Source organism: Nonomuraea sp. NPDC003709, from assembly GCF_040610775.1.
GTDB lineage: Bacteria > Actinomycetota > Actinomycetes > Streptosporangiales > Streptosporangiaceae > Nonomuraea > Nonomuraea angiospora_A.
This window is the reverse complement of sequence record NZ_JBEXMW010000004.1, coordinates 613,028-627,386: the sequence shown is the minus strand read 5'-3', so window position 1 is coordinate 627,386 and position 14,359 is coordinate 613,028. Positions and strand designations below refer to the sequence as shown.

The window sequence follows — 14,359 nt, the reverse complement described above, 5'->3', positions numbered from 1 at the left end:
GCTAGCGGCCGTTCCTGAAGCCGAAGATGTACTCGCGCGTCTCGCTCGGATGGAACGAGACGCCGACCCCCGGCTCGAACACGACGTTGTCGCGCGCGCAGTAATAGAGGCCCTCCCACACGGCCAGGGCCTTCTCCCTGGCCGGGGCCTCGAGGGTGTCGCGCTTCCTGGCGCCGTACGAGCCGAGCACGTTCAGCAGCCCGAGCCCCCAGAACAGGCCGGTCAGGCAGAACGGGGCGAGCAGCACCTCGCCCCACTTGGGGTCCTGGCCCATGGCGATGACCAGCGACACGACCAGATGCACCAGGGCCGCCACGAGGAGCAGGAGATAGCCCTGGTTCCTGGCCCACGGGGTGTAGTGGCGGCTGGGGAACGACAGCCAGACCGCGAGCTGCGTACGGCTCATGACGTGTTTCGAGGCGCCCAGCGCCGCCGCCGTGGGCAGGTCGGCGACCTCGCGCACGCCGGGCAGCCGCACTCTGCCGATCTTGTACGTGGTCCCGGAGGCCACCGCTCCGGGGACCGCGGCGACCTGGTCGGTCTCCGAACACACCGGGCACCTGACTTCCACCTGGGCAGTTTGGCCTTAAGTAACGACCTGCGCAAACCGGGAGGCGGAGCGTGTCCGGCCGGACCCTCCGGCCGAGTGGTTTCCACCTAAAGTGCATGGTGTGAAGCCGATTGATGCGTTGGTGAGCTCTCTGCCCGAAGGTCGCGTCCTGACCGATCCGGATGTGATCGACTCCTACGCCCGTGACCGGACGTTCGTGGCGCCGGGCAAACCGCTCGGCGTGGTGCTGGCCGCCTCGCGCGACGACGTGGTCACGACGTTGAGGTGGGCCACCGAGCACCGGGTGCCCGTGGTGCCGCGGGGCGGCGGCTCGGGACTGGCGGGGGCCGCCGTCGCCGGTGACGGCTCGATCGTGCTCTCGCTGGCCAGGATGAACGCGATCAGGGAGCTCTCCCCCGCCGACGAGATCGCCGTCGTCGAGCCCGGCGTCATCACCGCCGACCTGGACAGGGCCGCCAGGGAGCACGGGCTCATGTACGCGCCGGACCCCTCGTCGTACGAGATCTCCACGATCGGCGGCAACCTGGCCACGAACGCGGGCGGGCTGCGGTGCGTGAAATACGGCGTGACCAGGGACTCGGCGCTCGGGCTCGAGGTGGTGCTGGCCGACGGCCGCGTGATCGGCACCGGCCGGCGCACGATGAAGGGCGTCACGGGCTACGACCTGACCGGCCTGTTCGTCGGCTCTGAGGGCACGCTCGGCGTCATCACCGCAGCCACGGTCCGGCTCAAGCGGGCGCCCACGGCGCCGCCGGCCACGTTCGCGGCGGAGTTCGGCTCGCTCCGGGACGCGGGCGCGGCGGTGTCGGCGATCATGGCGGCGGGCTGCCAGCCGTCCCTCATGGAGCTGATCGACCGCGCCTCGCTGGAGGCCCTCGACGACTGGCTCAACATCGGGCTCGAACCGGACACGCAGGCCACGCTGATCGGCCAGTCCGACGCCACCGACAGCCAGGCCATGGTCGAGCGCATGGAGCGGCTGTGCCTGGAGAACGGCGCCTCGTTCGTGGCCGTGTCCTCCAGCCCGCAGGAGGCCGAGGAGCTGATCAAGCTGCGCCGGCTGGACTACCAGGCCAAGGAGCGGCTCGGGGCGTGCCTGGTGGAGGACGTGTGCGTGCCCCGGTCCCTGCTGCCCGACATGATCACCGCCATCGAGGAGACGTCCGCGCGGCACGGGGTGAAGATCCTCACGGTGGCGCACGCCGGCGACGGGAACCTGCACCCGGTCTTCATCTTCGACCGCGGCATGCCCGAGCCGCCGGCGGAGGTGTGGGCGGCGGCGGACGAGGTGTTCACGCGCGCGCTGGAGCTCGGGGGCACGCTGACCGGGGAGCACGGGGTGGGCCTGCTGAAGCGGCGCTGGCTCGACCTGGAGTCGGGCCCGGTGGTCACCGAGGTCCAGCAGGGCATCAAGGCGGTCTTCGACCCCCTGGGGATCCTCAACCCGGGCAAGGCGATCTAGCTCTGGCCTGGAGAATCTCGGACTGTGGGCACCTTGACCAAGCCGTGACATTGGGGCCGGAAGCCCGTCCGACCTGCGACGAAGGGCTTACAGCGGCCTGACTTTCTTCGTCAAAACATGAAACTTCTGATAGGTCCGGCAGACGTCCCAACCATCACGCTGGTAGCGTTTTGCCCCATCTAATGGGTTGTAATGGGGGTCCGACGTGAATCAGTTCCAGCCGTTGGCGGCGGACGACCCGCGGCGGCTGGGGGCGTATGAAATCGTCGCCCGGCTCGGCGAGGGCGGCCAGGGTGTTGTCTATCTGGGTAAGAGTGATTCCGGGGAGCAGGTAGCGGTCAAGCTGCTGCACAACGCCCTGGTGGCCGACGCCGACGCCAGGACGAGGTTCCTGCGCGAGGTGGCGGTGGCACAGCGGGTGGCCAGGTTCTGCACCGCTCCAGTGCTCCACGCCGACCTGGATGGCAGCCGTCCGTACATCGTGAGCGAGTACGTCCCGGGGCCGTCGCTGCGTGAGATGGTCATCAACGAGGGGCCGCGGCGGGGTGCGGCGCTCGAACGGCTCGCGATCAGCACGGCCACGGCGCTCGCGGCCATCCACCGCGCCGGCATCCTGCACCGCGACTTCAAGCCCGCCAACGTCCTGATGGGGCCCGAGGGTCCCGTCGTGATCGACTTCGGCATCGCCCGCGCCCTGGACTCGCCCGGCGCGACGGCCACGGGGATGGCCATGGGCACGCCCTCGTACCTGGCGCCCGAGCAGCTCAGCGGGGCGGCGGTGTCGGAGGCGGCCGACGTGTTCGCCTGGGGCGTCACGATGGTGTTCGCGGCGACGGGCAAGCCCGCCTTCGGCGCCGACTCCATTCCCGTGGTGATGAACCGGATCCTCAACGAGGAGCCGGAGCTCGGGCGGATGGAGGGCATGCTCGGGGAGCTCGTCGGCCTCTGCCTCTCCAAGGACCCCGCGCAGCGGCCCAGCGCGGACGAGCTCATCGTCCGCCTCACCGGCCAGCCGGCTCCGAAGGCCGCCATCGAGCCGGTGACGGGCCAGCAACTGATCGGCGGCGCCGCCGCCGCGGCCGGTGCCGGCGTGGAGGGTGGCGCCCCTGCGGCGAAGGGCCAGGACGTCTACCCGGGCCCCTGGACCCAGCCCACCGGCCCCGTCCCGCCCGTCCCGCAGACGGGCGCGTACGGCCGCCCCGCCGCGGCCGCCGCCCAGGCCGCGTCCCCCATGCCGGGCAACCAGCCCCAGAGCACCCCGCAGCCGGGGACACCTGGTATGCCCGGAACGCCCGGTGGTCCGGGGACCCCCGGTGCGCCTCAGCCCGGGATGCCCGCCGGTTCCCAGCCGGGTATGCCCGCCGGGCCGGTCGGCTCCCACCCCGGAATGCCCGGCAACGGCCCGCAGACGCCTCAGAGCGGCCCTCAAGCTCCTCAGGGCGGCCCGCAGGGTGCGGGCGCACCCGGAATGCCACCGCAGCACGGTGCGGCCGCGCAGCACGGTGCTGTCGCGTCCGGGATGCCGTCGCACGGCCCCGGCACGCCTCAGGGCCAGTCGCCCTTCCAGGGGGGAACGCCAGGCGGACCGGGCAGGCCCGGAGCGCAGGGCGGTCCCACCCGTCCCGGCGGCCCGTCGGGCCCCGGTGACAGCGCGCCCGCGAAGCAGCGCCGCACGCTGACGCTCGCCCTGTCCGGAGCCGCGGCCGCCGCCCTCCTCGTGGTCGTCGGCGCCGTGGTGGTGCAGGCCAACACCAAGGAAGTCCCGGTGGTGGCCGTCGGCAACTCCTCCAACAAGACCAGCGGCGACGGCTCCGGCGGCGGCCAGCCCGTCGACCCGCCGCCCGGCGACCAGACCCCGGTGCCGCTGCCCACGGACACCTCGGTGTCGGTGCCCACCCTGAGCATCGATCCGACGGAGAGCAAGAAGGCCAAGCACACCAAGCAGCCGGAACCCATCGCCGAGGTCCCGAACCCGGTCACCCAGGCACCCCAGCCCCAGACCACGACGAAGCGGCCGCACCCCACGCCCAAGCCGTCCGAGACCAAGACGAAGAAGAAGTCGTCCGACATGGTCGACCCCGTGGTGGAGCCGCCGCCCGGCGAATCGACGGACCAGCCGGGCACCGGCACGACGGTCCCGACCCGTCCCAGCAGCAAGCCGACCAAGACGTACGCCCCGCGCAAGCCGAACCCGTACAACGCGGCGTCAGTGTGCGGCTCCGGCTACAAGGTCATCGACTCGCGCTCCATCGCGACCGGCAACGCCACCGTCTATCTTCTGTACAACTCCGGTGCGGGCAAGAACTGCGTGGTCACGATGTCGCGCATGCTGTTCCCGGAGAAGGCGCAGATGAACGCCATCCTCCAGGTGAAGGGTGGCTCCAGCGCCAGCAACCCGGGCAACTTCACCGCGTACGCCGGCCCGATCCGTCTGCCCGGAAAGCAGAAGTGCGTGATCTGGGGCGGTTCATGGGGCGGCCAGACGTGGAAGTCCGGCTGGAGCCACTGCACCTGACCTGACGGCGCCATCCGCTGAAAAGGGCCCCTTGTATGGGGCCCTTTTTGCGTTAGCGTAGTTGACGTGATCGTCAAGTCTTCGGTGCCGACGTCCAGGGGCAGGCGGACGCGGGCCGCGCTGCTGCAGGCTGGGCGGGAGGCGTTCGAGGAGCACGGGTACGACGCCGTGCGGATCGACGACGTGTGCGGGCGGGCCCGGGTGTCCCATGGCACGTTCTACACCTACTTCGACTCCAAGGAAGCACTGTTCGGCGAGGTCGCGGCGGCCGTGGTCGGGGAGATGTTCGCGGCCAGCGTGGTCGGCGCGGCGGCGGACCCCGACGATCCGTACGCCCGGATCGAGGCGGCCAACCGGCTCTACCTGCGAGCCTGGGCGGCGAACTCGCGGCTGGTGCGGATGGTGGAGCAGGCGGCCACGTCCGAGGAGAGGTTCGGGCGGTTGCTGCTCGAGCTGCGGGAGGTGTTCGTGCGGCGGGGCGCGGAGGGGCTGAAGCGGCTGCAGGAGCAGGGGCTGGCCGATCCGGAGCTGGATCCGCGGCTGACCGCCGTCATGCTGGGCGGGATGGTGGAGCACTTCGCCCACGTGTGGCTGGATCTCGGGGAGCAGGCCGACGAGCAGGTGGCGGTCGATCACCTGACGCGGTTGTGGGCCAGGGCCATCGGGTTGACGGGAACGTCAGGTTGGCGGGAGGAAGGCGCGTGATCAGGAGCAGGCTCGACACCGAGGGCGACGACTATCGCGGGCGCCGGGAGGCCATGCTCGCCAAGCTGGGCGAGCTCGACGCCGAGCACGCCAAGGCGGTGGCCGGGGGCGGCGAGAAGTACGTCGAACGGCACCGCAGGCGCGGCAAGCTCCTGGCCAGGGAGCGGATCGAGCTGCTGATCGACCCGGACTCGCCCTTCCTGGAGCTGTCGCCGCTGGCCGCCTGGGGCAGCGAGTTCCCGGTCGGGGCCGGAATGGTGTCGGGGATCGGGGTGATCGAGGGCGTCGAGTGCGTGATCACCGCGAACGACCCCACGGTCCGCGGCGGCGCGTCGAACCCGTGGACGCTGAAGAAGTCCCTCCGGGCGGCCGACATCGCGCTGCGCAACAGGCTCCCGTACGTGAACCTGGTCGAGAGCGGCGGCGCGGACCTGCCGACGCAGAAGGAGATCTTCATCCCGGGTGGCCAGATATTTCGTGACCTGACCCGGTTGTCGGCGGCGGGCGTTCCGACCATCGCGCTGGTGTTCGGGAACTCCACGGCAGGCGGCGCGTACGTGCCCGGCATGAGCGACTACGTGGTGATGGTGCGGGAACGAGCGAAAGTGTTCCTGGGTGGCCCGCCCCTCGTGAAGATGGCCACCGGGGAGGAGTCGGACGACGAGTCCCTGGGCGGGGCCGAGATGCACGCCAGGACCAGCGGCCTCGCCGACCACCTGGCCCAGGACGAGCACGACGCGCTGCGGATCGGGCGGCGGATCGTCCGTTCCCTCAACTGGCGCAAGCAGGGCATGAGCCCGCAGGCGTCGCGCGAGCCCGGATATCCGGCCGAGGAGCTGCTGGGCATCGTCCCCGAGGACCTGAAGGTGCCGTTCGACCCCCGCGAGGTGATCGCGCGCGTGGTGGACGGGAGCGAGTTCGAGGAGTTCAAGCCGCTGTACGGCGCCTCCCTCGTGACCGGCTGGGCGCGCGTCCACGGCTACCCGGTGGGCGTGCTGGCGAACGCGCGCGGCGTGCTGTTCAGCGAGGAGTCGCAGAAGGCCACCCAGTTCATCCAGCTCGCGAACCAGTCGCGCACTCCGCTCCTGTTCCTCCAGAACACGACCGGTTACATGGTCGGCAAGGACTACGAGCAGGGCGGCATCATCAAGCACGGCGCCATGATGATCAACGCGGTGTCCAACTCGACCGTCCCCCACCTCACCGTCGTCATGGGCGCCTCGTACGGGGCGGGCAACTACGGCATGTGCGGGCGCGCGTACGAGCCCCGCTTCCTGTTCAGCTGGCCGAGCGCCAAGTCGGCGGTGATGGGCCCGGCGCAGCTCGCCGGGGTGCTGTCCATCGTGGGCCGCGCGTCCGCGCAGGCCAGGGGGCAGGTGTACGACGAGGAGGCGGACGCGGCGATGCGCGCGATGGTGGAGGCCCAGATCGAGGCGGAGTCGCTGCCGTTCTTCCTGTCGGGCCGCCTGTACGACGACGGGGTCATCGACCCGCGCGACACCCGTACCGTCCTGGGCCTGTGCCTGTCGGCCGTCAACAGCGCGCCGGTGCCCGAACCGGCGGGATTCGGGGTGTTCCGGCCATGATCACCCGCCTGCTCGTCGCGAACCGGGGCGAGATCGCCCGCCGCGTCTTCCGCACCTGCGGGTCGCTCGGCATCTCGACGGTCGCCGTCTTCTCCGACCCCGACGCGGACGCGCCGCACGTGGCCGAGGCCGACCTGGCCGTACGGCTGCCGGGCGCCCGACCGTTCGACACGTACCTGAACATCGGCCGCATCCTGGACGCCTGCCGCGCCTCCGGTGCGGACGCCGTGCATCCCGGATACGGCTTCCTGTCCGAGAACGCGGAGTTCGCGCGGGCCGTGCTGGACGCCGGGCTGGTGTGGGCCGGGCCGCCGCCCGAGGCCATCGCGGCCATGGGGTCCAAGGTCGAGGCGAAGCGGCTGATGGCGGAGGCGGGGGTGCCCGTGCTCCCCTCGCTCGACCCGGAGGCGCCCGGGGAGTTCCCGGTCCTGGTCAAGGCGTCCGCCGGTGGGGGCGGGCGCGGCATGCGGATCGTCCGCGAGGCCGGGGAGCTGGCGCGGGAGGTCGAGTCGGCGCGGCGGGAGTCGGCGTCGGCGTTCGGCGACGGGACCGTGTTCGTGGAGCCGCTGCTGGAGAACGCCCGGCACGTCGAGGTGCAGGTGCTCGCCGATGGGCACGGCACGGTGTGGACGCTGGGCGAGCGCGAGTGCAGCGTGCAGCGGCGGCACCAGAAGGTCGTCGAGGAGTGCCCGTCGCCGGGGATCTCGGCCGAGCTGCGGGAGCGGCTGTGCGAGGCGGCGGTCAGGGCCGCGCGGAAGATCGGCTATGTCGGGGCCGGGACCGTGGAGTTCCTGGTCAAGGGGGATCGGGTGGCGTTCCTGGAGATGAACACCCGGCTCCAGGTCGAGCATCCGGTCACCGAGCTGGTCTACGGGATCGATCTGGTGCGACTGCAGCTCGAGGTGGCCGAGGGGGCCGCCCTGCCGGTGACGCCGCCCGAGCCTGCCGGGCATGCCGTGGAGGTGCGGCTTTATGCGGAGGACGGGGATTATCTGCCGCAGAGCGGGGTGTTGCGGCGGTTCGAGGTCTCCGGGGAGGTGCGGGTGGATTCGGGGGTGGAGTCCGGGTCGGTGATCTCGCCGTACTACGACCCGATGCTGGCGAAGGTGATCGGGTACGGGCGGGTACGAGCGGAGGCGGTGCGGAAGCTGGTCACGGCGCTCCGGCGAGCGAAGCTCCACGGAGTCGTGACAAATCGCGATTTACTGGTAAAAATCCTGACAAGTCAGGCCTTCGGGGCGGGTGACACCCACACCGGCTTCCTCGCCCCCGGCGGCCCCCTTCACGGCGCCCCTCCGGACGAGGCCGAGGCCAGCGCGGCCCACGGGGCCGACGCCGGCGGGGCGGCCGGCGAGCTGCCGGTGCTGGCCGCCGCGCTCGCCATGGCCGCCGAGAACCGCCGCCGGGCGACGGTGCTGGCGGGCCTCCCGAGCGGCTGGCGCAACGTGCGCTCCCAGCCCCGCCGGGCCCGCTTCGAGGAGGCCGAGGTCGTCTACGACCCGCTCCCCCAGGGCGTCACCGTGATCAGCGCGGAGCCGTACGAGGTGGTCCTGGAACGCGACGGCGTCCGGCACACCTTCGAGGTGGCCCGCTACGACGAGGACGGCAAGGTCTACGTCGACCACGTCGGCGGGTGCGCCGAGCTGACCCCGCTCCCCCGCCTCCCCGAACCGGTCGAGCACGTCGCGCCCGGCTCCCTGCTGGCCCCCATGCCGGGCAGCGTGCTCCGGATCGAGGTGGAGCCCGGCGACCGGGTGACGAAGGGGCAGCCGGTGCTGGTGCTCGAGGCGATGAAGATGGAGCATCGGATCGCGGCGCCGTCCGACGGCGTGGTGTCGGACGTACACGTCGAAAAGGGCCGGCAGGTCGAAGCGGGCGCGGTGCTGGCGATCATCCAGGAGGAGACTTCATGACGAGCCTGGTGCACAAGGACCTGGCGGCGGGCGTCGCGACCGTCACGCTGGACTCGCCGCCCAACCGCAACGCCCTGTCCGTACGGCTCCTCGCCGACCTGTCCGACCGGCTCCACTGGGCGCTGGCCGAGCCGGAGGCCAGGGTGATCGTGCTGACCGGCACCGGGAACGTGTTCTGCTCGGGCGCCGACCTCAAGGAGCAGAAGGCCTCGGGCGCGGCGGTGACGGCGTCGTTCCCCGACGTCCTCACGCTGATCTGGGAGAGCCCGAAGCCGGTCATCTGCCGGCTGAACGGCACGGCGCGGGCGGGCGGCCTGGGCCTGGTGGCGGCGTGCGACTTCGCGATCGCGCCGCTGACGGCGTCCTTCGCCTTCTCCGAGGTACGGCTCGGCGTCGTGCCCGCCATGATCTCGGTGCCGGTGCTGCGCCGGGTCGAGCCCCGGGCGGCGGCCGAGTACTTCCTGACCGGCGAGGTGTTCGACGCGGCCCGGGCGGCGGAGATCGGGCTGCTCTCGCGGGCCGTCCCGGAGGACGAACTGGACGCGACGGTCGCGCACTACACCGATCTGCTGATCAAGGGCGGCCCCGAGGCGCTGGCCATCACGAAGCGGATGGTGCGGGAGGTGCCCGCGCTGTCGTTCGAGGAGGGGCTGCGGCGGATGACCGGGCTGTCGGCCGAGCGCTTCACCTCGGAGGAGGGGCAGGAGGGCATCGCGGCGTTCAGGGAGAAGCGGCCGCCCAGGTGGGCCGCCCGATGACGCTGCGGATCGCGAACTGCAGCGGCTTCTACGGCGACCGCCTCTCGGCCGCCAGGGAGATGGTCGAGGGCGGGCCGATCGACGTGCTCACCGGCGACTGGCTGGCCGAGCTGACCATGCTCATCCTCGCCGGGAACCGCCTGAAGGGCCGCCCCGGGTACGCGCCGACGTTCCTCCGGCAGATGGAGGACGTCCTGGGCCCTTGTCTCGATAAATCCATAAAAATCGTGACGAACGCCGGCGGCCTGGACCCGGCCGGCTGCGCGGAGGCCGTACACGACCTGGCCACCCGCCTCGGCCTCTCCCCCACGATCGCCCACATCACGGGCGACGACCTCACCGGCCGCCCCCTGGACCTGACCAACGCCGACACCGGCGAACCCCTCACCGCGACCCCCCTGACCGCGAACGCCTATCTCGGCGGCCGCCCCATCGCCACCGCCCTCGCGGCGGGCGCGGACGTGGTGGTGACCGGCCGCGTGACGGACGCCGCCCTGGTGACCGGCCCCGGCATCTGGCGGTACGGGTGGGGGCCCGGCGACCTGGACCAGCTGGCGGGCTCGGTGGTGGCGGGACACGTCATCGAGTGCGGCTGCCAGGCGACCGGCGGGAACTACGCGTTCTTCCAGGACGTACCAGACCTGGCGCACTGCGGCTTCCCCATCGCCGAGCTGAACGCGGACGGCTCCGCCGTGATCACCAAGCACCCCGGCACCGGCGGGCTGGTCTCGGTCGGCACGGTCACGGCGCAGCTCGTGTACGAGCTCGGGGGTCCGCGCTACCTGGGGCCTGACGTGGTGGCCCGCTTCGACACGATCACGCTCACGGACGACGGGCCCGACCGCGTCCTGATCTCGGGTGTCCGGGGTGAGCCGCCACCCGACACCCTCAAGGTGGCCGTCAACTACCTGGCGGGCTACCGCAACACGATGACCCTGGTCCTGACGGGCCTGGACGTGGCGGCCAAGGCCCGGGCCGCCCAGGACGCCCTCTGGGCCCGCGTCCCCCGGGACTCGTTCGACCGGGTGGACGTGGAGCTGACGGACTCGGGCCTGCTGCGGATCACCGTCATGGACGCCGACGAACGCCGGGCGGGACGCGCGTTCTCCTCCGCCGTGGTGGAGACGGGGCTCGCCAGCTACCCCGGCTTCTACGCCCTCACCCCACCGGGCAACGCCACACCGTACGGGGTCTACTGGCCCGTCCTCGTCCCTGCCTCGGAGGTCCACCCCCGGACCTTCCTCGACGGCAACGAACTCCCTCCCACCGCCCCCGACACGCCAGGAGCCGGGCCCGCGACCGGGAGCGGCGATCAGGGGCTCCGGCCTCCAGACGCGACGGAGACGACGAGCGAAGCGGCGACGGCGAGCGCAGCGGGCGACGCAGCCGAAGCCGCCACCCCGCACCCCGCACCGGCCCTCCTCTCAGCGCCGGGTCGGCGGGACGCGGCACCACGCGGCCCGGCGCCTACGAACGGTGGCCAAGAGGCCGAGAGCGCCACCGGAAACGACGGGCAAAGGGCCGGGAGCGGCCGGCAGGGGCTCGGGCCCTCAGGCGCGGGACAGGCGTCGGTGGCCGGGCCTCAGGCCGCCGAGCAGGCGTCGGTGGTCGGGGCTCAGGTGCGGGTGCCGTTGGGGTGGATCGCCGGGGCGCGGTCCGGGGACAAGGGCGGGAACGCGAACCTGGGCGTCTGGGCCGACACCCAGGAGCGGTACGACTGGCTGGCCGCCCACCTCACCCCCGACACCCTCCAACGCCTCCTCCCAGCCCTCGCCCCGCACCGCGTCGACCGCTACGAGCTCCCCAACATCAAGGCGCTCAACTTCGTCATCCACGGCCTCCTCGGCAGGGGCGTGGCCGCGAGTCCCAGGATGGACCCGCAGGCGAAGGCGTTGGGCGAGGAGCTGCGGGCGAAGGAGGTGGACATACCTCCGCACCTACGAGATTGATCGCCAGCCCAGCAGCCCCGCCCCGAGGAGCCCGGCACGTACGCCGAGGGACGACGCCACCACCTCCGGCGCCCGCCGGAAGGCGAGCCGCCCCGCCAGCCGCTCCCGCAGCGGCACCAGCAGCGCGTCCCCCGCCAGCGAGACCCCGCCCCCGATGACGATGCGCGCCGGGTCGAGCACCAGGGTGTACGTGGCCAGCGCCAGGGCGAGCGTGTCCACGGCCGACGACCACACCTCCGCCGCCCGCTCGTCCCCCTCGGCGGCCAGGCGCACCACGTCCGCGGAGGTGCCCGAGCCGTAGCGTGCCGCGATGGCCCCGCCCGACGCGTACGCGGCCAGGCACCCGCGCTGCCCGCACCCGCACGCCAGACCGTCGGGCCGGACCGGGATGTGACCGATCTGCCCGGCGAAGCCCCCGGCTCCCCCGTACAGCGAGCCCGACAGGACGACCGCGCCCGCGATACCCGTACCGATGGGGAGGAACAGGACATCGTCCCCGCCCGTCCCGAAGGCCAGCTCGGCCTCCCCGGCCGAGCGGACGTCGTGCCCGAGCGCCACCGGCAGGTCCACGTCCGCGAACGACGAGACGGGCACGTCCCGCCACCCGAAGGCCGCGGAGTAGACGGCGTGGGTGGGCGTGACCAGCCCCGGCACCGCCAGCCCCACGGCGAGCGGGCGGCGCCCGGCGCGGGGCCGCGCGAGGTCGGCGACGAAGGCGGAGATGGCCGCGATCACCTGGTCGGCGCCGCGAGGCGTCGCACGTCGCTCGAAATGCAGAATTGTCCCGTCCCAGGCGACAAATCCGCCTTTGAAGGTGGTACCGCCGACATCGACCGCAACGACGTAATCCAATCGTGCCACCGTGCCATCGTGCCCTACGGTGCAACCATGGTCATCCGCCGCCTCACCCATGAGGACCTCGACGACTGCACCCGCCTGGCCAAGGATCGCGAGTGGCCCCCCGAGCGCCACAAGTGGGGCCTCCTGCTCGAGGTCGGCGAGGTGTACGGCATCGACGCCCCCGACGGCGACGGCCTGGCCGCCACGAACGTCCTGACCTGCTACGGCGACGACCACGCCGTGATCAGCATGGTCCTCACCGCGTCCAGGTACGCCAGGCAGGGGCTGGCCCGCCGGCTCATGGAGCACGTGATGGAGCGGGCCGGCAGCCGTACGGTCTCCCTCTTCGCCACCGACAACGGCCGCCCCCTGTACGAGCAGATGGGGTTCCGGGCCGTCGGCGGGGTCGTCAAGCACACGGGCGTGTTCGCCGGCGAGCCGTCGGGCCGGACCCGCCCGGCCACGGAGGCCGACCTGGACGAGATCGTGAAGCTGGACGCGGAGCTGTTCGGGACGGACAGGTCGGCGCTGCTGCGGCGGATGTTCGGCTTCGGCGAGCGGGTACGGATCGCGGACGGCGGCTTCGGCCACTGCTGGCGCAACGACGACAACACCGTGATCGGCCCGGTCGTGGCGCGGGACGAGGAGACCGCGCGGGCGCTGATCGCGGACCTGGCGCTGGACGTGGGCGGCGAGGTGCGCATGGACCTGGACGAGGCGATGGACGGCCTGGTCGCGTGGGCGGTCGCGCACGGCATGGGCGCCCCGTGGCGGACCGCGAGGATGGTGCACGGCGGCGACCTGCCGGGCGAGCGCGCCTGCCAGTTCCTGCCGTTCATGCAGGCGCTGGGCTGACCGCACGGCGCCAGGCGACGGGACGGTGCGGGGCGGGCCGGACGGCGCTGGGCCGATGGGATGGCGTCGGGTTGACCGGGTGTGCGGCGCTCTCGTAGGGTCGGGCGACCAGAATATGATTCTGCCGAAGGGCGATCATGACCTCCACCCACATCGACGTCAGCGCCATCGACCTCGCCGCGCTCGGCACGTGGATGGACGCCCAGGGCCTGCCCGGCGGCCCGATCACGGGCGTCGCGCCGGTCCTGGGCGGCACGCAGAACGTCATGGTCCGCTTCGAGCGCGGCGGCCGCCCGTACATCCTGCGCCGGCCTCCCCTGCACGCCCGCAGCAGGAGCAACGAGGTGCTGCGCCGCGAGGCGCGGGTGCTGGCGGCGCTGCGCGGCACGCCCGTGCCCGCGCCCAGGCTGGTGGCCGCGCAGACCGAGCGGGAGCCGGTGTTCTACCTGATGGAGCCGGTCGACGGGTTCAACCCCTCGACGGGCCTGCCGGAGCCGCACGCCTCCGACGCCGCGATCAGGCACCGCATGGGGCTGGAGGCCGCGGCCGCGCTGGCCGAGCTGGGGCGGGTCGATCCGGGGGTGCTGCCGGGGTTCGGCAGGCCGGAGGGGTTCCTGGAGCGGCAGGTGCCGCGCTGGCTCAAGGAGCTCGACTCGTACGGCGAACTGGACGGCTATCCGGGCCCCGACATTCCGGGTCTGCCCGAGACGGCCGACTGGCTGGCGCGCAACCTGCCCCGGACGTTCACCCCGGGGATCATGCACGGCGACTACCACTTCGCGAACCTGATGTTCGCCTGCGACGGCCCCCGCGTGGCCGCGATCGTGGACTGGGAGATGAGCACGATCGGCGACCCGCTGCTCGACCTCGGCTGGCTGCTGGCCACCTGGCCCAGCAACAACGGCCACGTCCCCGGGCTGCCGGAGCCGCGCGAGCTCATCGAGTACTACGCGGCGCTGTCGGAGCGCGACCTGTCGGCCATCGGCTGGTACGCGGTGATGGCCTGCTTCAAGCTCGGCATCGTCCTGGAGGGCTCGCACGCGCGGGCGTTCGCGGGAAAGGCACCAAAGGACATAGGGGACGTACTACACGAAACCACCTTGCAACTGTTCGAACGGGCACATCAGTTTATGGACGGCGTTCTCGGCTGATTTCCGGAAAAACGATCACTTCTTAACCCCCGAGTCGTACAATTGCGCGCAATT

General features: G+C 72.1%; 11 protein-coding genes. 9 read left to right on the top strand and 2 right to left on the bottom strand.

Going from position 1 to position 14,359, the window contains the following annotated elements; translation table 11 throughout:
• Position 1 precedes the first annotated feature (1 nt).
• Positions 2 to 571 (bottom strand): hypothetical protein, encoded by a 570-nt coding sequence (locus ABZX61_RS15625; RefSeq protein ID WP_350722230.1) that lies wholly within the window; start codon positions 569 to 571, stop codon positions 2 to 4.
• 100 nt (positions 572 to 671) lie between these two features.
• On the opposite strand from ABZX61_RS15625, the gene ABZX61_RS15620 reads away from it, so the two are divergent.
• The 7 genes from ABZX61_RS15620 to ABZX61_RS15590 all read left to right on the top strand — a co-directional run bounded on the left by ABZX61_RS15620 (position 672) and on the right by ABZX61_RS15590 (position 11,459).
• A complete protein-coding gene (locus ABZX61_RS15620) occupies positions 672 to 2,033 on the top strand; it encodes an FAD-linked oxidase C-terminal domain-containing protein (protein ID WP_350722232.1) in 1,362 nt (453 codons plus the stop codon).
• Between the two features lie 205 nt (positions 2,034 to 2,238).
• Positions 2,239 to 4,548 carry a protein kinase gene (locus tag ABZX61_RS15615; protein ID WP_355194934.1) on the top strand — a complete coding sequence of 770 codons (2,310 nt, stop codon included), beginning with the start codon at positions 2,239 to 2,241 and terminating at the stop codon, positions 4,546 to 4,548.
• 66 nt (positions 4,549 to 4,614) lie between these two features.
• Positions 4,615 to 5,253, top strand: a complete 639-nt coding sequence (locus ABZX61_RS15610; protein WP_355194932.1) for a TetR/AcrR family transcriptional regulator — start codon at positions 4,615 to 4,617, stop codon at positions 5,251 to 5,253.
• A gap of 53 nt (positions 5,254 to 5,306) precedes the next feature.
• Complete coding sequence (locus ABZX61_RS15605) at positions 5,307 to 6,839, top strand: carboxyl transferase domain-containing protein (RefSeq protein WP_355195188.1); 1,533 nt, start codon at positions 5,307 to 5,309, stop codon at positions 6,837 to 6,839.
• Positions 6,836 to 8,752, top strand: a complete 1,917-nt coding sequence (locus tag ABZX61_RS15600; protein WP_355194930.1) for a biotin carboxylase N-terminal domain-containing protein — start codon at positions 6,836 to 6,838, stop codon at positions 8,750 to 8,752. Before ABZX61_RS15605 ends, ABZX61_RS15600 begins: the two co-directional genes overlap by 4 nt.
• Positions 8,749 to 9,510: an enoyl-CoA hydratase-related protein gene (locus ABZX61_RS15595; RefSeq protein WP_355194928.1), complete on the top strand. Its 762-nt coding sequence runs from the start codon at positions 8,749 to 8,751 to the stop codon at positions 9,508 to 9,510. Before ABZX61_RS15600 ends, ABZX61_RS15595 begins: the two co-directional genes overlap by 4 nt.
• Positions 9,507 to 11,459, top strand: coding sequence for an acyclic terpene utilization AtuA family protein (locus ABZX61_RS15590; protein ID WP_355194927.1), 1,953 nt, complete (start codon positions 9,507 to 9,509; stop codon positions 11,457 to 11,459). The genes ABZX61_RS15595 and ABZX61_RS15590 overlap by 4 nt, the downstream gene beginning before the upstream one ends.
• On the opposite strand, the gene ABZX61_RS15585 is transcribed toward ABZX61_RS15590, so the two are convergent.
• Positions 11,448 to 12,320: an ROK family protein gene (locus tag ABZX61_RS15585; protein ID WP_355194925.1), complete on the bottom strand. Its 873-nt coding sequence runs from the start codon at positions 12,318 to 12,320 to the stop codon at positions 11,448 to 11,450. The two genes, ABZX61_RS15590 and ABZX61_RS15585, sit on opposite strands and share 12 nt — an antisense overlap.
• 27 nt (positions 12,321 to 12,347) lie before the next feature.
• On the opposite strand from ABZX61_RS15585, the gene ABZX61_RS15580 reads away from it, so the two are divergent.
• The gene (locus ABZX61_RS15580) at positions 12,348 to 13,154 is read left to right on the top strand and encodes a GNAT family N-acetyltransferase (protein ID WP_355194923.1); all 807 of its coding nucleotides are present in this window, start codon (positions 12,348 to 12,350) and stop codon (positions 13,152 to 13,154) included.
• A gap of 137 nt (positions 13,155 to 13,291) precedes the next feature.
• Entirely contained in the window at positions 13,292 to 14,305 is a 1,014-nt protein-coding gene (locus tag ABZX61_RS15575) for a phosphotransferase family protein (protein WP_355194921.1), read from the top strand.
• Positions 14,306 to 14,359: the final 54 nt, after the last annotated feature.

What these genes read in the sequence shown, in the direction of transcription:
- ABZX61_RS15605 (WP_355195188.1), top strand. Translation starts at nt 5,307, where the DNA reads ATGCTCGCCAAGCTGGGCGAGCTCGACGCCGAGCACGCCAAGGCGGTG.
- ABZX61_RS15575 (WP_355194921.1), top strand. Translation starts at nt 13,292, where the DNA reads ATGACCTCCACCCACATCGACGTCAGCGCCATCGACCTCGCCGCGCTC.
- ABZX61_RS15595 (WP_355194928.1), top strand. Translation starts at nt 8,749, where the DNA reads ATGACGAGCCTGGTGCACAAGGACCTGGCGGCGGGCGTCGCGACCGTC.
- ABZX61_RS15600 (WP_355194930.1), top strand. Translation starts at nt 6,836, where the DNA reads ATGATCACCCGCCTGCTCGTCGCGAACCGGGGCGAGATCGCCCGCCGC.
- ABZX61_RS15590 (WP_355194927.1), top strand. Translation starts at nt 9,507, where the DNA reads ATGACGCTGCGGATCGCGAACTGCAGCGGCTTCTACGGCGACCGCCTC.
- ABZX61_RS15580 (WP_355194923.1), top strand. Translation starts at nt 12,348, where the DNA reads ATGGTCATCCGCCGCCTCACCCATGAGGACCTCGACGACTGCACCCGC.